Annotated in this window: 18 protein-coding genes; 7 read left to right on the forward strand and 11 right to left on the reverse strand. The window is 43.8% G+C overall.

Annotated features, from left to right (window positions below; all coding sequences use genetic code 11):
• Positions 1 to 11 precede the first annotated feature (11 nt).
• A complete protein-coding gene (locus V6D42_RS17400; protein WP_333514067.1) occupies positions 12 to 1,430 on the forward strand; it encodes an MDR family MFS transporter in 1,419 nt (472 codons plus the stop codon).
• A 48-nt stretch (positions 1,431 to 1,478) separates the two neighbouring features.
• Here the strand turns inward: V6D42_RS17400 and V6D42_RS17405 are convergent, their stop codons facing one another.
• The 4 genes from V6D42_RS17405 to yclN are packed head-to-tail and all read right to left on the reverse strand — an operon-like array spanning position 1,479 to position 5,099.
• Positions 1,479 to 2,435, reverse strand: a complete 957-nt coding sequence (locus tag V6D42_RS17405) for a siderophore ABC transporter substrate-binding protein (protein ID WP_333514068.1) — start codon at positions 2,433 to 2,435, stop codon at positions 1,479 to 1,481.
• Positions 2,436 to 2,456: 21 nt separating this feature from the next.
• Positions 2,457 to 3,215, reverse strand: a complete 759-nt coding sequence (gene yclP, locus V6D42_RS17410) for a petrobactin ABC transporter ATP-binding protein YclP (protein ID WP_333514069.1) — start codon at positions 3,213 to 3,215, stop codon at positions 2,457 to 2,459.
• Positions 3,209 to 4,156 carry a petrobactin ABC transporter permease YclO gene (gene yclO, locus V6D42_RS17415; RefSeq protein ID WP_333514070.1) on the reverse strand — a complete coding sequence of 316 codons (948 nt, stop codon included), beginning with the start codon at positions 4,154 to 4,156 and terminating at the stop codon, positions 3,209 to 3,211. Before yclO ends, yclP begins: the two co-directional genes overlap by 7 nt.
• Positions 4,149 to 5,099: a petrobactin ABC transporter permease YclN gene (gene yclN, locus V6D42_RS17420; protein ID WP_010333025.1), complete on the reverse strand. Its 951-nt coding sequence runs from the start codon at positions 5,097 to 5,099 to the stop codon at positions 4,149 to 4,151. The genes yclO and yclN overlap by 8 nt, the downstream gene beginning before the upstream one ends.
• A 385-nt stretch (positions 5,100 to 5,484) precedes the next feature.
• Here yclN and V6D42_RS17425 point away from each other — a divergent pair, with 385 nt between their 5' ends.
• The 3 genes from V6D42_RS17425 (at position 5,485) to V6D42_RS17435 (ending at position 7,324) form a co-directional block, all read left to right on the forward strand.
• Positions 5,485 to 6,849, forward strand: coding sequence for an aspartate kinase (locus V6D42_RS17425; RefSeq protein WP_333514071.1), 1,365 nt, complete (start codon positions 5,485 to 5,487; stop codon positions 6,847 to 6,849).
• A 119-nt stretch (positions 6,850 to 6,968) separates the two neighbouring features.
• Positions 6,969 to 7,085: a YjcZ family sporulation protein gene (locus V6D42_RS17430; RefSeq protein ID WP_333514097.1), complete on the forward strand. Its 117-nt coding sequence runs from the start codon at positions 6,969 to 6,971 to the stop codon at positions 7,083 to 7,085.
• Positions 7,086 to 7,231: 146 nt separating this feature from the next.
• Positions 7,232 to 7,324: a YjcZ family sporulation protein gene (locus V6D42_RS17435; RefSeq protein ID WP_024120214.1), complete on the forward strand. Its 93-nt coding sequence runs from the start codon at positions 7,232 to 7,234 to the stop codon at positions 7,322 to 7,324.
• A 104-nt stretch (positions 7,325 to 7,428) separates the two neighbouring features.
• On the opposite strand, the gene V6D42_RS17440 is transcribed toward V6D42_RS17435, so the two are convergent.
• The 4 genes from V6D42_RS17440 to yclJ all read right to left on the reverse strand — a co-directional run bounded on the left by V6D42_RS17440 (position 7,429) and on the right by yclJ (position 10,946).
• Positions 7,429 to 7,551 carry a PhrC/PhrF family phosphatase-inhibitory pheromone gene (locus V6D42_RS17440; protein ID WP_010333023.1) on the reverse strand — a complete coding sequence of 41 codons (123 nt, stop codon included), beginning with the start codon at positions 7,549 to 7,551 and terminating at the stop codon, positions 7,429 to 7,431.
• The gene (gene rapC, locus V6D42_RS17445) at positions 7,535 to 8,683 is read right to left on the reverse strand and encodes a response regulator aspartate phosphatase RapC (protein ID WP_168746930.1); all 1,149 of its coding nucleotides are present in this window, start codon (positions 8,681 to 8,683) and stop codon (positions 7,535 to 7,537) included. Before rapC ends, V6D42_RS17440 begins: the two co-directional genes overlap by 17 nt.
• 177 nt (positions 8,684 to 8,860) lie before the next feature.
• A complete protein-coding gene (locus V6D42_RS17450) occupies positions 8,861 to 10,276 on the reverse strand; it encodes a HAMP domain-containing sensor histidine kinase (protein ID WP_333514072.1) in 1,416 nt (471 codons plus the stop codon).
• Positions 10,263 to 10,946: a two-component system response regulator YclJ gene (gene yclJ / locus V6D42_RS17455; protein ID WP_010333020.1), complete on the reverse strand. Its 684-nt coding sequence runs from the start codon at positions 10,944 to 10,946 to the stop codon at positions 10,263 to 10,265. The genes V6D42_RS17450 and yclJ overlap by 14 nt, the downstream gene beginning before the upstream one ends.
• Before the next feature lie 212 nt (positions 10,947 to 11,158).
• On the opposite strand from yclJ, the gene V6D42_RS17460 reads away from it, so the two are divergent.
• Both V6D42_RS17460 and V6D42_RS17465 read left to right on the forward strand, forming a co-directional pair.
• Positions 11,159 to 12,613 (forward strand): ABC transporter permease, encoded by a 1,455-nt coding sequence (locus tag V6D42_RS17460; protein WP_333514073.1) that lies wholly within the window; start codon positions 11,159 to 11,161, stop codon positions 12,611 to 12,613.
• Between the two features lie 15 nt (positions 12,614 to 12,628).
• Complete coding sequence (locus V6D42_RS17465; RefSeq protein WP_333514074.1) at positions 12,629 to 13,309, forward strand: ABC transporter ATP-binding protein; 681 nt, start codon at positions 12,629 to 12,631, stop codon at positions 13,307 to 13,309.
• A 100-nt stretch (positions 13,310 to 13,409) separates the two neighbouring features.
• Here the strand turns inward: V6D42_RS17465 and V6D42_RS17470 are convergent, their stop codons facing one another.
• Genes V6D42_RS17470 through gerKA form a run of 3 tightly spaced genes read right to left on the reverse strand, consistent with a single transcriptional unit; the run spans position 13,410 to position 17,398 of the window.
• Complete coding sequence (locus tag V6D42_RS17470; RefSeq protein WP_333514075.1) at positions 13,410 to 14,534, reverse strand: spore germination protein; 1,125 nt, start codon at positions 14,532 to 14,534, stop codon at positions 13,410 to 13,412.
• Positions 14,535 to 14,556: 22 nt separating this feature from the next.
• Complete coding sequence (locus tag V6D42_RS17475) at positions 14,557 to 15,780, reverse strand: Ger(x)C family spore germination protein (RefSeq protein ID WP_333514076.1); 1,224 nt, start codon at positions 15,778 to 15,780, stop codon at positions 14,557 to 14,559.
• Positions 15,770 to 17,398: a spore germination protein GerKA gene (gerKA, locus tag V6D42_RS17480; protein ID WP_333514077.1), complete on the reverse strand. Its 1,629-nt coding sequence runs from the start codon at positions 17,396 to 17,398 to the stop codon at positions 15,770 to 15,772. The genes V6D42_RS17475 and gerKA overlap by 11 nt, the downstream gene beginning before the upstream one ends.
• Positions 17,399 to 17,525: 127 nt before the next feature.
• Between gerKA and V6D42_RS17485 the strand changes: the two genes are divergently transcribed.
• Positions 17,526 to 17,747, forward strand: coding sequence for a hypothetical protein (locus V6D42_RS17485; protein WP_229149888.1), 222 nt, complete (start codon positions 17,526 to 17,528; stop codon positions 17,745 to 17,747).
• Positions 17,748 to 17,762: the final 15 nt, after the last annotated feature.

Genomic DNA, 17,762 nt, shown 5'->3' on the forward strand with positions numbered 1-17,762 from the left:
AAGGGATCTTATTGGACACAAGTATTGAAAAAAAACCGTTTAACCGTTCTGTTATTGTCGGCATATTGTTAGCCGGGGCGTTTGTCGCCATTTTGAACCAGACACTGTTAATTACCGCTCTCCCCCATATCATGAGGGATTTTCATATAGATGCAAACCAAGCCCAATGGCTGACGACTTCATTTATGTTAACGAACGGTATTTTAATTCCGATTACCGCGTTTCTAATTGAAAAATTCACGAGCCGTACGCTTCTCATTACGGCGATGAGCATTTTCACTGCCGGAACGATCGTAGGCACATTCGCCCCGAACTTTCCGGTTCTGCTGGCGGCCCGTATCATTCAGGCGGCCGGAGCCGGCATTATGATGCCGCTCATGCAGACAGTATTTTTAACAATCTTTCCGATTGAAAAGCGCGGCCAGGCTATGGGTATGGTCGGATTGGTCATCTCCTTCGCGCCTGCGATCGGACCGACTCTTTCAGGATGGGCAGTAGAAGCTTTCTCATGGAGATCATTGTTTTATATCATTCTTCCGTTTGCCGTGATCGATTTGCTTCTCGCTATCATTCTTATGAAAAACGTGACGACATTAAGAAAAACACAGATTGATATTTTATCAGTTATCCTGTCGACACTTGGATTTGGCGGACTGCTGTATGGCTTCTCAAGCGTCGGCTCTTACGGATGGACCAGCTCAACGGTTCTGATTTCACTGCTTGTGGGCGTGATTGCGCTGCTCTTATTTATTACAAGACAGATGAAGCTTGAAAAACCGATGCTGGAATTCCGCGTATTTACGTTTGGTATCTTCAGCTTAACAACCCTGCTGGGAACCCTTGTCTTTGCATTATTAATTGGTACGGAAACCATTCTCCCGCTGTATACACAAAACGTGCGAAACGTCACAGCCTTTGATACAGGGCTTATGCTTCTGCCGGGAGCCATTGTGATGGGCTTTATGTCCCCGATTATCGGAAGAATTTTTGACCGTGTCGGCGGAAGAGGCCTGGCGATTGCAGGTTTCTGTATCATCTTCCTGACGTCACTGCCTTTTATGCAGCTGACTGATCATACGTCACTGGCTTGGATTGTCGTTTTATATACCGTTCGTCTCTTAGGGACAGCGATGATTATGATGCCTGTGACAACAGCCGGAATCAATGCGCTGCCGCGCCACTTGATTCCGCACGGAACAGCGATGAATAATACGGTTCGCCAAGTCGGCGGCTCCATCGGAACTGCTCTTCTGGTATCCGTGATGAGCAACCAGGCAGCCCATGCCGGAACCACAAATGTGAAACACGCCGCTCTGCACGGCATGAACGCCGCTTTTATCGTGGCAGCCTGTATCGCGCTTGCCGGCTTACTTCTATCCTTCACATTAAAGAAACCTCAGCGCCCTGCCGAACAGCAGCCGGCACGCTGATCCTATAAAAAAAGAGCCCCGCTTTGAGAGCGGAGGCTCTTTTTCGTTTTACTTCGCTAAACCGTCTTTCACTTCTTTAATCATTTGCGTCATAGACTCAAGTCCGCCTCCTGATAAGTACCAAGTAGCTGAATCAAGGTATACGACATGATCGTTTTTCACGGCGTTTACGTTTTTCACATAGTCGTTTTCAACGACTTGTTTTGTAGATGATGTTTCTCCGATTGCTGTACCGCGGTCAATAACAAACAGGTAATCCGGGTTTGTTTTTGAAATGTACTCATAGGAAACGCTTTGTCCGTGAGTAGAGGCTTTGATATTTTTATCAGCCGGTGTCACGCCGAATACGTCATGGATCAGGCCGTATCTTGATTTAGAACCAAAGGCGCTGATCTTGCCGTCGTTCGCCATAATCACAAGACCGTTTTTATTCAGCTTTTCAGCTTTTTTCTTAAGATCTGCAATTGAGTTATCAATTGTTGCAAGTTCGTCCTTTACTTCATCTTCTTTATCAAAGATTTTTCCGATTGTTTGTGCATCTGATTTAAATGATTCCATGTATTTCGCTGTGTCTACGCCAAGGTAAATCGTCGGCGCAATTTTAGAGAATTCTTTGTAAGACTCAGATTGTCTTCCTGAGATAATAATGAGATCAGGATCCAAGTCAGCTACTTTTTCAAAGTCTGGCTCTTTTAAGCTTCCGACATCAGCATATTTGTCATCTTTGAATTTGGACAGATAGCTTGGAAGCGCTTGTTTCGGAAGGCCCGCTACTTTATCGTCAAGACCAAGTTTATCTAACGTATCTAAGCTTCCAAAATCGAATACGACTACTTTTTTAGGGTTCTTTGGTACTTTTGTGCCATTTTTGTCCAGTAAGTGTTTCACTGTGATTTGTTCTTCCTTCGAATCAGAACCTTTGCTGCTGCTTGTGCTTTGATTTCCGCATGCAGAAATGACAACTGCCGTCACCAAAGCGATGAATAATAATGCAAACTTTTTCATGCTCTTCACCTCTTCTATATATTAAGAAAAATAAACACCTATTCTTTGATTATCAATCGTCTGAATCGGGATGGTCATATCGTAAATTTCTTCGAGCACAGAGGTCTCAATGATCTCCTCCGGCGGCCCCTCTTTTACGATTCGGCCGTTTTTCAAAGCAACGATATGATCGGAGTATACGGAAGCAAAGTTGATATCGTGAATCACGATCACGATTGTTTTTCCAAGCTCCTCTACCAGCCTCTTCAGAAGCTTCATAATTTCAACTGAATGTTTCATATCCAGGTTGTTCAGCGGCTCATCAAGAAATATGTAGTCCGTGTCCTGGGCAATGACCATTGCGATAAACGCCCTTTGGCACTGTCCGCCGCTCAGCTGATCCAAGTACTTATCCTGAATCTCCTCCAGCTTCATATAGCCGAGCGCCTGGTTGATATGAACCCAGTCTTCCTCTGTCAGCCGTCCCTGTGAGTACGGAAATCTGCCGAAGCTGACGAGGTCTTTGATGGTGAGCCTGATATTAATTTGGTTCGCCTGCTTCAAAATGCTCATTTTTTTGGCAAGCTCTTTGCTGTCGCAGGTTCCGATCTCTTCTCCGTCTATGAAAATCTCACCGGAATCCTTTTTGATCAGGCGGCTCATAATAGACAGCAGCGTACTTTTGCCGGCGCCGTTAGGACCGATAAACGAGGTGATTTTGCCTTTTTGAATCGTGACTGACGTCTCTTCAAGGACAACTTTCCCTCCATATTGTTTGCTTACATTTTTGACCTCTACCATGATTTATTCTCCTTTAACAGCAAGTAGATAAAATAAATCCCGCCGGCAAAATTAATAATAACGCTCAGCGTCGTTGAGAAGGTGAATACTTTCTCAACCAAAAACTGTCCCCCGACTAACGCAATAATGCTGATTAAAACAGAACCTGCGATTAAGTATGAATGCTTATATGTTTTCAGAAATTCTCTCGCCAGGTTAACGACGAGAAGCCCCAAGAACATAATCGGGCCGACAAGCGCTGTAGAAACAGAAACAAGGATCGCGATCACGATCAGCATCTGTTTAACAACTTTGTCGTAGTTAATGCCCAAATTGACAGCGTGTTCACGGCCGAGTGAAAGCACGTCAAAAAATCTCGTAAAACGCCAGACATAGATACCGGTCAGCAGGAAGATGATAAAGGCGAGCCATAACAGATCAGTGTTGATGTTGTTAAAGCTGGCAAACATTTTGTCCTGCACAACCTGAAACTCATTCGGGTCAATCAGCATCTGCATAAAGGAAGACAGGCTGCTAAACAGCGTGCCGAACACGATTCCGATGAGCAGAAGGAAGAAGATATTTTTCCCCTCACCTTTGAACATGATCTGATAGAGAACAAAAGAAAACAGCACCATCAGCAACACAGAGATGATGAAGTTGATGTTTTTATTCATGATTACGATATTCATTGAACCGAACAAAAAGATGATGACGGTCTGAATCAGCATATAGAGAGAATCAAGGCCTAAAATGCTGGGCGTCAGGATGCGATTATTCGAGATCGTTTGGAAGATCATTGTTGAAAACGCAATCGCTCCGCCTGTCAGCATAATGGCAGCGACTTTTTTGATTCTTCTCGGCAGTGTGTAATCCCAATTCCCTAAGTCATAAAACAGAAATAAACCGATACATACAACAGCTATACCAACAAGCAACGCAATTTTCATCTGGTTACGCATACGCTTTTCTCCTTAACAGCATAAACAGGAAAATGCCGCTGCCGATGATTCCGACCATCAGACCAATCGAGATTTCATAAGGGAAGATAATGACTCTGCCCAATATATCGCAAAACAGAACAAAAACCGCTCCCAGCAGCGCAGTGTGCGGCAGGCTGTTTTTCAGGTTGTCTCCTCTGTAAATCGATACAATGTTCGGGATGATTAAACCGAGAAACGGAAGCATACCGACAGTCAAAATGACAAGTGACGTAATCAGGGATACGATAATGAGCCCGATGTTCACAACCCGTTTATACTTGAGGCCAAGGTTGACAGAAAAACTTTCTCCCATACCCGCCACTGTAAATTTATCCGCATAAACATAGGCAATGATGACAAGCGGAATACTCAGGTAGAGAAGCTCGTATCTCCCTTTCACAACTAAGGAGAAATCCCCCTGAAGCCATGATGACACGTTTTGGATCAAGTCATATTTATACGCGATAAACGTCGCGATTGAGCTGACGATATTTCCGAGCATTAAACCGACAAGCGGAATAAAGATGGTGTCGTTAAACTTAATTCTTTCAAGAATTTTCATAAACAGAAAATTACCAACTAAAGCAAAGACAAAAGCAATCAGCATTTTCATTAATGGACTTGCCGATGTAAACAGAAGCAAGGATATTAAGATTCCCAGCCTCGCCCAGTCCATCGTGCCGGCTGTCGTCGGTGACACGAATTTGTTCCTGGTGATCTGCTGCATAATCAAGCCGCAGATGCTCATGCTCATCCCTGCGATTAAAATGCTGATCAGCCGCGGCAAACGGCTGGCAAAGAGTGTTGATGCCTCTTCTTTGCTTAGATCGAAGAGATCAAGCGGCGACAGATCTTCTACGCCGATAAATACAGAAGTGACTGCTAATATGATAAGTAGAAAAAATAAGTAACGTAGCTTCATGCTGCCTCCTTACATCCTTACAGCAAAAAGAACGTATCTCCTACTCCGCAAGGACTCAAAACAATATGGCCATATAGTAATTGATTATCATTATCATTTACATATTACCACTTTTCTAGTGTTAGTCAATATTCTTTAAAAATATTAACCTCGTCATCTATTCAATTTTACTCATAATTCAAACCATTTTCCATCACAAATCGTTAGTCTGTTTACCATATTTATCTTCACTGTGCTTCAGCTTCGGCATCAAACCTGACACAATTCCTCTCTGAAAATACAAATGTTCTTTCGACATAGAAATTTTCCCTTGATTTACAAAACTGAAAGAGGGATAATAAATACTAAATTTGTGTGAAAATTTTAAATATTAGGAGATGTAAACATGAAGGTCGTTAAATTCGGAGGCAGCTCACTCGCTTCAGGCGCACAGCTTGAAAAGGTGTTTCAAATCGTAACCTCAGATCCCGCACGCAAAGCTGTAGTGGTGTCGGCTCCGGGCAAACGCTATTCCGAGGATACGAAAGTGACTGATCTCTTAATCACATGTGCTGAACAGTATTTATCATCCGGAAGCTCCCCTGAACTGGCGGAAGCGGTCATTGAACGCTATGCTTTGATCGCAAATGAGCTTCAGCTTGAGCCGTGTATTATAGAAAAAATCCGCGATGATTTGTTTACGCTTTTAGAAGGAGATAAAAGCAATCCCGAACAATATCTGGACGCTGTCAAAGCAAGCGGTGAGGATAACAACGCTAAGCTGATCGCCGCCTATTTCCGCCACAAAGGCGTGAAAGCGGAATATGTAAACCCGAAGGATGCCGGCCTATTTGTCACAAATGAACCCGGCAACGCGCAGGTGCTGCCTGAATCGTATCAAAATCTCTATCAGCTGAGAGAGCGTGAAGGCCTCATCATATTCCCCGGCTTTTTCGGTTTCAGCAAGGATGGCGATGTGATGACATTTTCACGGAGCGGTTCTGATATTACAGGCTCTATTTTGGCCAATGGTCTTCAGGCCGATCTGTACGAAAACTTTACTGATGTAGATGCTGTGTATTCAGTTAATCCTTCCATTGTTGACAACCCGAAGGAAATCCACGAGCTGACATACAGAGAGATGCGCGAGCTGTCGTACGCAGGCTTTTCAGTGTTTCACGATGAAGCGCTCATTCCGGCCTTCAGAGCGGGCATTCCCGTGCAGATCAAAAATACGAACAACCCGTCGGCGAACGGAACACGCGTCGTCAGCAAACGCGATAACACAAACGGGCCTGTCGTCGGTATTGCCAGCGATACCGGCTTTTGCAGCATTTATATCAGCAAGTATTTAATGAACAGAGAAATCGGGTTTGGCCGCAGAGCCCTGCAAATCCTTGAAGAACACGGTTTAACGTATGAGCATGTTCCATCGGGAATTGATGACATGACGATCATCTTAAGACAGGGTCAAATGGATGCTTCGGTTGAACGAAGCGTCATGAAGCAGATTAAAGAGGATCTTCACGCCGATGAAGTTATTGTCGAGCACAATCTGGCGCTGATTATGGTTGTAGGAGAAGCAATGCGCCATAATGTCGGCACAACGGCAAGAGCAGCCAAAGCCTTATCAGAGGCGAAAGTGAATATCGAAATGATTAACCAAGGATCTTCTGAAGTGAGCATGATGTTCGGCGTAAAAGAAGCCGAAGAAAGAAAAGCCGTCCAAGCATTATACCAGGAGTTTTTCGCGGGAGTGCTGGTCTCTTAGTTTATACATAAAAGCGGGCGGCAGGGCCCGCTTTTTATATTGCCCGCGTCGATAGATGAATTTTTCATTCTGCCTTGTCCACTATTCCCCCTATTCATCTTTCCGTTTCCGCATCCATCATAGGGAGGTCAGGATTCTCTAACGGCGGCGGTTACGGCTTCGGTTCTTTCGCTTTAATCGTTGTATTGTTTATTCTATTAATTATCGCAGGTACTGCATTTGCAAGAGGCTTCTAAGTCTGCAGTAAAGCGCCGTAAGATAATATCATTGTCCTGCGGCGTTTTATTAGTTGTTTTCTTTATTTTTCAATCCCTATCTGAAAGCCCTGTCCGCCGCGTTTATGCAGCATATCATAAAGTATCTCACAAGGAGGTGGCATTAGATGTCTGGTTACGGAAACTCTTTTGCTTTGATTGTTGTGTTATTTATCCTCTTAATTATCGTGGGAACTGCATTTTTTAACGGAGGCTACTAAGAAAAAGGAATCTCCATGAATCAGGCGGTGCCGTAAGATTCATATCCTGCGTCGCTGTTTCTTTAGAAGAAAACCCCTTCTCTTATTGAGAAGGGGCCTGGTTCTTACGTCATTCCTCTTTCTGTGACATGAAAGTCGGATGCTTCAGCATGTGCAGAGACGCCAACCGCTGTAAAAACAGCTGCTGCAGCCAAACAAATAACAAATAACTTAGATTTCAATTTCATACAAACCTTCACTCCTTTGTATTTGTTTTCTTGCCTCTTCAACTCTAAGAAAGTAGGAAGCAGACAGTTCAAACCATTTTTGTTCATAGTAATATTTTGCTACTTCTAGGGCTAAATCCTCTATATCAGCATACATATTTTTATTTTTTAAGTATTGAAAACATCGTTCGATTCCTTCTGTATTGGGCTGTGCCTGATATAGGGATTGTAAAAACTCAAATTTTACCGCGTAATCTGCATCGTCTGTTTCTTTAGCATATTCATAGCCCCTCTTGTGATATTCCGAAGCCTTCTCATGTTTTCCGCGTTTATAATAAATAAGTGTTATTAAAAAATATGCCTGAGGCAGAGAATTGGTGATTCTGCTGTTTTCAAAAGTAGAAACCGCTTTCTCAAAATGGTCAATGGCAGGGTCGAGAAGGTCTTGATTGTAATAACACAGCCCCAAATTATAAAATGCTCTTCCAACCAATTGGGCTCTTTGTTCCGCTTCCGCCATCTCCAGCGCCAATTTAAAATGCCGTGCGGCTTGTTCGAAATTTCTCTCATCCATGAGGTTAACCCCGAACACGAAATGGCATTGGATAATCCGAACATTATAGGTTTCCTGCTCTACATAAATTTCATATGCATTCTTGATATGAATCAATGAAAAGTACGTTTGCTTCATATAATAATAAGCTTCCGCGATTTTAAAATAAAATTCAGCCCGTTCAATATGATCGGAAACAAAAGAAAGTTTTTTCTCCGCCTGTTTGTAATATGTAATGGCAGAAATAAATTCCCGCTTATCAAACTCATACATTCCGCGGAAAAAATTCACATAGTAATCAAGAAGCCCTTTTAGGTCAGCTTGGTTGCTGTCTATATTTCGTGATAATTCAGACAGGCTTGGCTGGTCTTCGATATTTAATTTCTCCAGCGGCTCGAGATAATCAAGCATAAGCTGGTGGCGAAATTCCATTAGTGAGTAATATAACAGCAAGTTGGAGTCATGCTGCATGTGTTTCAGTTCCTGCTGGATTTCAGCTTTTAGCACCTCGGCATCCGGTACACTGAAGGTCCGGATATATTTGTACCACTCGTTAATTTTTTGACCGACCGCTGAAGAAGGAATTACCCCGCTCTTCATTCCTTCACCCTCTCCCATCAAAAACTGTTTATGTCATATTTTATCATGTTTACAGACTGTCCTAACCCGAAAAACACGCAAACTTTATTTCGGGAGCACGCAATAAAAAAAGGAATACCGAAGCGATATGAGAAAGAAGGCGGCAGCATCTGATGATATGCCGCCGCCTTACATGATTTATTGCTGTTTTGCAGGTAAAGGAAAGCGGATAATGAATGTTGTGCCTTTCCCTTGTTCACTCTTAATGTCTATTGTACCTTGATGCATTTCAACAAGCTGCTTGACGATGGAGAGGCCGAGGCCGTATTCTCCGTACGCCGTGTTCGTTCTTGAAATATCAGCTTTATAGAATCGCTCCCAAATATGCTCGATATCCTCTTTTGAAATGCCGATTCCCGTATCTTCAATCTCGATAATGGTCTCTTTATATCCTTCTGTTCCCCGCAGCCAAATGTCCCCGTGTTGTGTAAATTGGATGCTGTTTTTCGTAATGTTCATGAGGATTTGGATTAACCGGTCATAGTCGGCATGAACGATCACGCTGTCCTCCACCTGAATCACCAGCTTATTTTGCTTTTCATCCGCCTGCTGTTCAAGGTGCTCTTTAATGATTTCGAATACCTCTATCAGCGGAACGTCAAGCTTGTTCAAAGTGATTTGCTGTGATCTGATCTTTTCATAATCGAGATTTTCTTTGACGAGCCGCAGCATTCGCTTCGTTTCCTCACTGATGAGCGAGAAGCATTTTTCTTTATTTTCCTCTGGAATTGTATTGCTGTTCAGCCCTTCAACCAAACCGTTAATGGTTGTCAGCGGCGTTCTTAATTCATGGGATACATCGGCAATAAACTGCCTTCTCCGCTTCTCGAGCCGGTCGATTTCATCCCTTGACTGCTTTAATTTCTTTGCCATGATATTAAAGTCAGACGCCAGCACCCCGATTTCATCCCGATAGCTGTTTTCCAAGTGAATGTCATAGTCGCCGGAAGCTACTTTATCCGTTGCTTCTCTCAGCTTTTGAATTCGTTTCACATGGAATTTGGAGAGCAGCCAGCTGACGAGAATGGTAATGACAAGCGTGCTGATCATCGCGTAAAACATATAGAGATTGACCTGATTAATCATTTGCTCAACGCCGCTGATCGGAGAAATCAGCAGTACCGCACCTTTAAATTCATTGTTAACAAAAATCGGCTGTGCCACAAGGGAAACCTCATCGTTAAAGCGGCCATCCGCTCTGTTCATGACTGTCTGCCCTTTTTTCAGCTTCTCCCACTCCGCTTTCTTCAGCTTTTCCCTTGGGTGAAAGTCTTCAGGGTGAAAATAAGGCACCTGGGCTTCATTAAAGATGATAAACTGTGTTTTTCTTGTCCTTAAAATGTCCTGATATGGGTACAGCCGGCGTATATCAACCTGGCCGGTTTGAAATTCGCTTGCAATCTGCACCGCATATGACGTCAGTTCCTCTACTTTATTTTGGTAGGCAAACTCTTTCACGAAGTGAGAAAAAAGAGAAATAATGATAACAAATGCTAAAATTAATATGCTGACATGGCTCAGCAGCAGCTGATATAAATATTTAATCCTCATCAAATTTATACCCTACTCCCCATACAGTATATAGGAAAGGCCTGTCCTCACTTGCAAGCTTTTTCCGCAGCCGTTTAATATGAACATCGACAGTCCGTTCGTCTCCGTAGAACTGATAGCCCCATACCTGCTCTAGCAGCTGCTCTCTGGAAAACACCTGCCGCGGGTTCTGCACAAGGTAATAAAGCAGGTCAAATTCCTTAGGTGTAAGGTTTTCAACAGGCTTTCCGTTTAAAAATACTTCTCTTGTCTTTTTATTAATTTTAAAGCATTCCGATTCAATCGTATCTTCTTCCACTGCCGCCTTGCCCGTCGCCTGATATCTTCTGATCACGGCTTTGATGCGGGCAACCAATGTCAGCGGGCTGAATGGCTTCGTCACATAATCGTCCGCACCCATCTCAAAGCCGATCACCTGATCTGATTCGGTGTCTTTGGCAGTCAGCATGATAATCGGAACCGTGCTTGTCTCCCTTATTTTTCTGCAGATGGTTACGCCGTCCATAGACGGAAGCATAATATCCAGAATCACCAAATCCCAATTTCCTTCCGCAAAACGCTGATACCCCTCTAAACCGTCATGAACAAATTCAGCTTCAAAACCTTCCTTAAAAAAGAACATTTCTGTCATCGTACAAACACTAACGTTATCTTCTATCATTAAAATTTTCATTGGTTCCTCCGATTGTTTAGATGCTTTTTTCTATAATAGCACCATTTTATACAGAAGATTTTAGGTTCCACAATTGTTAGTTTTTATTTCATCAACTAGAAATAGATTGTTCATATTTTTTTCATACCTTTGGACTACTATAAATTTATCAACAAGCGGGCCTGCCTCACAGGCGGTCTTATCCATAAAAATACCTATACGGAGGAACATAAATGAATTTTATCAAACGGGCTTTTTGGAACATGAGGGCCAAAAAAGGAAAAACGTTTTTGCAGTTATTTGTGTTTACAGTCATTTGTATATTTGTTCTGTCTGGCCTCACGATCCAGTCAGCAGCTCAAAAATCCAGCGACCTTGCCAGACAGGAGCTGGGCGGAACCGTTACCCTTCAAGTTGACCGCCAAAAACAAATGGAGAAGCAGCAGGACAGCGGTGAAAAACGCAGCTTCGAATCTACACCGATAAAAGTGTCTGATGCCAATAAGCTGACAGCGCTTGATCATGTGAAGAGCTACAACTTCATTACATCAGCTTCAGCCAACGCCGGAAACTTCGATGCGATTGAAAGCTCAAGCTCCAGTGATTCGAGCACAGACTCAAGCTCAAACGATACAAAAGGCGCTCCAATGCAAGGCGGAAAACAAATGGTTCAAGCTGATCTTTCGATTGAAGGTGTCATCAGCACGTCGCTGTTAGAGGAATTCTCTGACGGAGATGCAAAAATCACAGACGGGCGCGCGATTACAAAATCTGATGTCGGCAAAAAAGTCACAGTGATCAATGAAACATTAGCAGAAGAAAATGATCTAAGCGTTGGGGATTCCATCACAATTGAATCAGCAACAGACGAAGACACAACAGTCAAACTGAAGATTGTCGGTATTTATAAAACAACGTCTTCAGGCGATGACCAAGCCCAGAATTTCTCATTCTTAAATCCTTACAATAAGCTGTACACACCTTACACAGCAACAGCTGCTCTGAAAGGTGACGATTATAAAAACACGATTGATTCAGCTGTTTATTATATGGACGATGCTGAACATATTGATGCATTCGTTAAAGCAGCGAAGAAGACGTCAATCGACTTTGATACGTTTACATTAAATACAAACGATCAACTTTATCAGCAAATGGTCGGCCCGATCGAAAATGTAGCTTCTTTCTCTAAAAACGTTGTGTATCTTGTATCAGTGGCAGGCGCTGTCATTCTAGGCCTCATTGTCATGATGTCAATCAGAGAGCGCAAATATGAGATGGGTGTGTTAATGGCTATCGGTGAAAAACGGTGGAAGCTGATTGGCCAGTTCTTAGCTGAGATACTGATCGTGGCTGTTGTGGCCATCGGCATTGCATCAGTGACTGGAAATCTGGTCGCCAACCAGCTTGGTAATCAGCTCTTATCCCAGCAGATCAGTTCATCAACTGATTCAACACAAACCGCAAGCGGCCAAATGCCCGGCGGCGGGGGCGGCATGGGCCGCGGAATGTTCAGCCAAAGCTCTTCAAACGCGGACGTCATTGATTCACTGAATGTGGCCGTTTCAATGAACGATATGCTTGTTCTTGGCGGAATCGGAATGGTAATCGCTGTGATTGCAACACTGCTGCCGTCTATTTCAGTACTGAGGCTCCATCCGAAAACAATATTGACTAAACAGGAATAGAAAGAGGCGAAACGAATGAGCTTATTAGAATTTCAACAGGTCGGCTATTGGTATAAAGACAAAAGCCAGCCCTTGTTTCAAGATATAAATATCAGCTTTGAAAAAGGTAAATTATATACAATCGTCGGCACTTCAGGGACAGGAAAGACGACCTTCCTGTCTCTGGCAGGCGGACTTGACGCACCTAAAGAAGGACAAATTCTTTATGGCGGAAAAGCTGTTTCCAAAATCGGACTGGCGAATTTCAGAAATAAAAACGTATCAATTGTCTTTCAGGCGTACAACCTGCTTCCATATATGACAGCTCTGCAAAATGTGACAACCGCCATGGAAATCACAGGTTCAAAGGAAAAGAACAAAGAAGCATATGCGTTGGAGATGCTGGAGAAGGTCGGCATCAACGAAAAACAAGCCCGGCAAAAGGTGCTGACATTAAGCGGCGGACAGCAGCAGCGTGTTTCGATTACAAGAGCATTTTGCTGTGACACCGATTTAATCGCAGCCGATGAACCGACCGGAAACCTTGACGAGGATACGTCAAAAGAAATTGTGCGGCTCTTTCAGGATTTGGCGCACAAAGAAAATAAATGCATTATCATGGTGACGCATGATGAACAAATTGCAAGGGTATCTGACATGAACATCAGACTTTCACGAGGAAGCTTTACTGTAACGGAAAACGCTGCAGTCGTATAAAAAACGCGCCTCTGCCAGTGCAGACAGGGGCGCAACCTATATCCCCCTTTTATATAGAAGTGAACGTAAAAAGAGCGGCGGCTGCATCCCCCCGCTCTTTTTATTGTTTCTGTTTATCAGCCTGCTTTGATTTCTCTCTTCTTTTCTTTTTCCAAACAGCGAGAATAAACAGAAATAATGGAAACAGCAATTGAAAGGGCAAATGAATGTACAGCGGCACTACCTTCAGCCCTTCATGTAAATGCTCTGAAAAGTTGGCGGCAATTGTGATAGAGAGGATGAGTATGCCCAGTCCCATTGGATATGCCAGCTGTGAAGGATTTTTTTCCTTAAAGAGAGTCGACGTACCCACCACCACCGCATACAGGTAGAGGCTGACTTTAAAGAAGCCGCCGATAATCAGTGCCAGCATAAAAAAGATATCAAGCCGATCCAGAAATTCCTCCACTTTGATTGTCTGAATCGTACTTAAAAGCGGAAACTGCGATCGCAATGTCAGATCAACATCAAGCACACTGATATTAATCGCTACGGTAAGCGCCACAACCAATCCGCTGATGACCATAGCAAGCATCCCCGTCTTTTTGACATTCTTGCGATCATTGAGATTGGGGAAAATCATTACAAATAATACGACTTCACCGAACGGCACGTACATGGTTTGTGTAAAAACAGAATGAATAACAGGAAAAATTCCATCTGCTAAAACCGGTTTTAAATTTTTTAGATCTATGGATCCCGATACAATGATCAGCACGAGACCGAGCGCACCCAAAAGATACATGGCCCCGAAGAGAAGCTCACCCGCCCGCGCCAGGACTTCAATTCCTTTTCTGACGGCATATATGCTGACCAACATTAATAAAGCATTCACGATGATAATCGGAGTATCATGGTAAGCAAATGTCAGCAGCATTTCTCCGAAATCACGCAGCACCCGGGCGGCAATATATGCAAAATATAAGATATATAGAAACGAAAAGGTCCAGCTCAGTTTTTTTCCAAGCATATCATCCATGTATTCTTTTGGGGAGAAATCCGGGTAGCATTGATAGATCCCCTGATACAAGTAAAAAAGAAATAAACCAACTGCACAGCCTAATAGCACAGCGATCCAGGCATCCCGGCCCGCCATCGTTCCCGGTGTAATCAATAAGGAGCTGCCCAGCTCAAAAATGATCATCATGACAAACAGCTGCCTAATGCTGATTTTGGCTTTTTCCATCTGTCACTTCTCCTTTCTCGACCTATTCATGATTAAGCTGGTTTCTGAGCGGATTATTTCGCAGCCCTGTTCTTCTGATATAGGTCTCCGCCTTTACATCGACAGGCAGATCAGGCAAATATTCTTTGTCCCATGTATCCCTCATTTTTTCCCACTGCTTCGGATACTTTCTGTATATCGTGTCTCCGAATCCGATGAAGTCAATTTTATGTTCCTTTATGTTTTCAACCGCATGGCTGATTTCCTTTTCCAGCTGTTTGTTGAGTACTTTTTCGATATCGGCTAACACCTTTGGATCAGACAAATGAAATGGATATTTTACTGCGTCTATTATGCCTTCAACCGTCACGTGGACATGAATACGGGGACGGCCGTTTCGTATCTCCGGGGTAAGCTTTGTTGCCTGATGCGTGACCTGTAAGCTTACCGCATCTTTTGTCTTGCCCCAATCGGCATTAATAAAGGTGTGCTGGATTTGATTCTTAAGCCAGACGATCCCAACGCTTTCCTTATCATCAATCCAATATTTTAAATGGCCTGTTTTATCGAACACCGCCAGACCGTTTGCCTGAAGAATGGCTTGCGGGTCAGTCGCCTGTGTGTTTTCCAGGCTGACTCCTTTTTTATCGTCCCCGATCATCCTGTATCCGGGGATCACCGGCGCTTCGGTGGTGATGGCAAGTGTTTTCAAGACATCTTGAATACTGGTTTTAATCACCCGCCCATATTGCGCTTGCGTGAAGTCGAGTGTTTTATTGACTTTATTGGACGGAATCTTATCAATCGGCGTAAGCGTTTTGACGATGTTTTCGGCTTTCGTTTTATGGGCGATGACAATCGTTGCCGTTGTCCTGAATTCCGTATCACGGTCAAGGTTGTCTAACACAACATTTAAACCTTCCTCTCTCGCCAGCTTTTCACTGACCACGACCAGGTTGGTGTGTGCAAAGTAAAGCCGCCTGGATACTTTCATAGAGGCTTTCCTCAGCGCTTCCGTCATATTATCACCTACTATGGAATAGACGGATATAGGCGGTCTGTCCCCCGCACCCCCGCCCTGAAGCCCTCCGGCAACGTTTCCGGGATTAATGATTTGAAAGTGCAGGACGTAATTCCCTTGATTTGTCCGATCAATGCCGATTGCCGAAATAATCGCAAGATCTGTCAGCTCACGCTTATCCCAGCAGCCGGGCAGCACAATGATGCTCAAAAGCATGATAACGGCTAATACACGTTTACGTATCATCATGATCTCCTTCTCTCAACTCTTTGTTCACCATTCCGCGTGAACCATCCGGCTGAGGACGCTGGTCTTTCCCCTGGCGGACCTTATCTTTCTTGCTGATGGATTCGGGCCTTTTTTGATCGGCCCACCAAGGAACACGGAACAGCGTGTCTTTCACGCCTTGTGAAGAAAAGGGCGCAAGCGGCGACATATAAGGAACACCGAAGGAACGCAGGCTGCATAAATGAACAAACATCATAATAATCCCTAATACCAGCCCGTAAAAACCCATTACGGCAGAAGCAATGATAAAAATAAACCGAATGAGGCGGGCAGATATCGCCATGGCAAACGCCGGCGTTGCGAAGCTGGCAATGGCCGTTATGGCAACGATGATGACCATTGCCGGAGACACGATACCAGCCTGAACTGCAGCTTGGCCGATAACAAGCGCGCCTACAATGGACACAGCCGATCCAACAACCCTCGGCAATCTAACCCCAGCTTCCCTGAGAATCTCAAACGCAACCTCCATTGTGATTGCTTCTACAACGGCCGGAAACGGAACGATTTCCCGCTGGGCAGCAATGACGACTAACAGCTGTGTCGGAATCATTTCCTGATGAAACGTCGTGGCTGCCACATAAACAGCCGGTGCGACAAGTGAAATAAAAAAGATAAATATTCGCAGAATCCGTATACTTGTCGCAATGTCAAAGCGTGAATAATAATCTTCAACAGACTGAAAAAATTGAATAAATAAGGCTGGGGCAATCAGAACAAACGGTGTTCCGTCCACAACGATCGCAAATCTTCCTTCTAATAGATTTCCTGCGACGACGTCAGGGCGTTCCGTGTGATACATGGTCGGAAACGTCGTAAACGTTTCATCTTCGATCAGTTGCTCGATGTATCCGGATTCCAAAATACTGTCAATGTCTATTTTTTTCAGGCGCTGCCTCACTTCCTTCAGCACCTTTTCATCACAAATGCCTTGAATGTACATAAGCGCGATATCCGTATTTGTCACAGAACCGATTTTCATTTTTTCGACCCATACATTGGGATTTTTAATATATCGCCGAATCATAGAAATATTGGTTTGCAAAGACTCTGTAAACCCTTGGCGCGGACCCCGGAATGACACCTGGGTGCTCGGCTCTTGAATGGAGCGGTGCTCTCCCCCCTGGGTGCTGCAAATAAGCGCCTCATCAGAACCGTCCGCAAAAACCAGCGCATTTCCAAGCATCAATTCAGTGAACAGCTTGTCCCAGCTCTTTTCAGCTTTTACGCCGCCCAGCGGAAGCGTTTTTTCAAGGATCTGCTTAATTGCATGGGCGTTTTGGATGGCTTGATCCTGAATCAAAGGCTCGATTAACGATTCATGAATCGTATTATTATCAACCAAACCTGCGACATAAATAATGGCCAGGTGAACATTATCCTGTTCCCCTGCTTTCACTTCCCGAATGATGACATCAGAGCTGCTTCCGACTTTCTTCTTCACGTCCGCCACATTTTTCGCCAAACTTGAGGAAGCCAGAACAGGCCCTTGTTCTTTTTTCTGCTGATTTCTATCTTCTTGTTTCTGGCTGTCTTTCGTTTCGGTATTTTTCTTTTGCTTAAAAAATGACGGCATACACAAAATACCTTTCCTAATCGTTTTCTCATATTCTTCCTGTTAGCCTCAGGATTATGCATGTGACTGGGCGATCGGGTATAACTCTCTCATAAAGATAGACACTAAAAGCGGAGGGTGATGAAGGATGAAAATATTAGGCGTGACGGCTGTTTTATTAATTTGTTTGTTAGTGATTTCAGTTTCTATGGACATGCTTCAAGGGTTCAGTTTGGGAAAAGCCATTTATAATAATATGTCCAGCTTCAAGATGACATCGGTTGCGGAATGGGTGATGCTTTTATTTTTTGTTTTGATATTGGCGAGAGATATATTCGCGATCTATAAATCGAACAAAAAGAGCCCCTAGAGCGAGGCGCTTTTG

It is taken from the genome of Bacillus sp. 0909A (genome assembly GCF_036765115.1).
Lineage (GTDB): Bacteria > Bacillota > Bacilli > Bacillales > Bacillaceae > Bacillus > Bacillus mojavensis.

Coding starts and splice junctions, on each gene's coding strand:
- V6D42_RS17465 (WP_333514074.1), top strand. CDS start 12,629: ATGAGCTTATTAGAATTTCAACAGGTCGGCTATTGGTATAAAGACAAA.
- yclP (WP_333514069.1), bottom strand. CDS start 3,215: ATGGTAGAGGTCAAAAATGTAAGCAAACAATATGGAGGGAAAGTTGTC.
- yclN (WP_010333025.1), bottom strand. CDS start 5,099: ATGAAGCTACGTTACTTATTTTTTCTACTTATCATATTAGCAGTCACT.
- V6D42_RS17440 (WP_010333023.1), bottom strand. CDS start 7,551: ATGAAATTGAAATCTAAGTTATTTGTTATTTGTTTGGCTGCAGCAGCT.
- rapC (WP_168746930.1), bottom strand. CDS start 8,683: ATGAAGAGCGGGGTAATTCCTTCTTCAGCGGTCGGTCAAAAAATTAAC.
- V6D42_RS17475 (WP_333514076.1), bottom strand. CDS start 15,780: ATGATACGTAAACGTGTATTAGCCGTTATCATGCTTTTGAGCATCATT.
- V6D42_RS17405 (WP_333514068.1), bottom strand. CDS start 2,435: ATGAAAAAGTTTGCATTATTATTCATCGCTTTGGTGACGGCAGTTGTC.
- V6D42_RS17460 (WP_333514073.1), top strand. CDS start 11,159: ATGAATTTTATCAAACGGGCTTTTTGGAACATGAGGGCCAAAAAAGGA.
- V6D42_RS17485 (WP_229149888.1), top strand. CDS start 17,526: ATGAAAATATTAGGCGTGACGGCTGTTTTATTAATTTGTTTGTTAGTG.
- gerKA (WP_333514077.1), bottom strand. CDS start 17,398: ATGCCGTCATTTTTTAAGCAAAAGAAAAATACCGAAACGAAAGACAGC.
- V6D42_RS17425 (WP_333514071.1), top strand. CDS start 5,485: ATGAAGGTCGTTAAATTCGGAGGCAGCTCACTCGCTTCAGGCGCACAG.
- yclO (WP_333514070.1), bottom strand. CDS start 4,156: ATGCGTAACCAGATGAAAATTGCGTTGCTTGTTGGTATAGCTGTTGTA.
- V6D42_RS17470 (WP_333514075.1), bottom strand. CDS start 14,534: ATGGAAAAAGCCAAAATCAGCATTAGGCAGCTGTTTGTCATGATGATC.
- yclJ (WP_010333020.1), bottom strand. CDS start 10,946: ATGAAAATTTTAATGATAGAAGATAACGTTAGTGTTTGTACGATGACA.
- V6D42_RS17435 (WP_024120214.1), top strand. CDS start 7,232: ATGTCTGGTTACGGAAACTCTTTTGCTTTGATTGTTGTGTTATTTATC.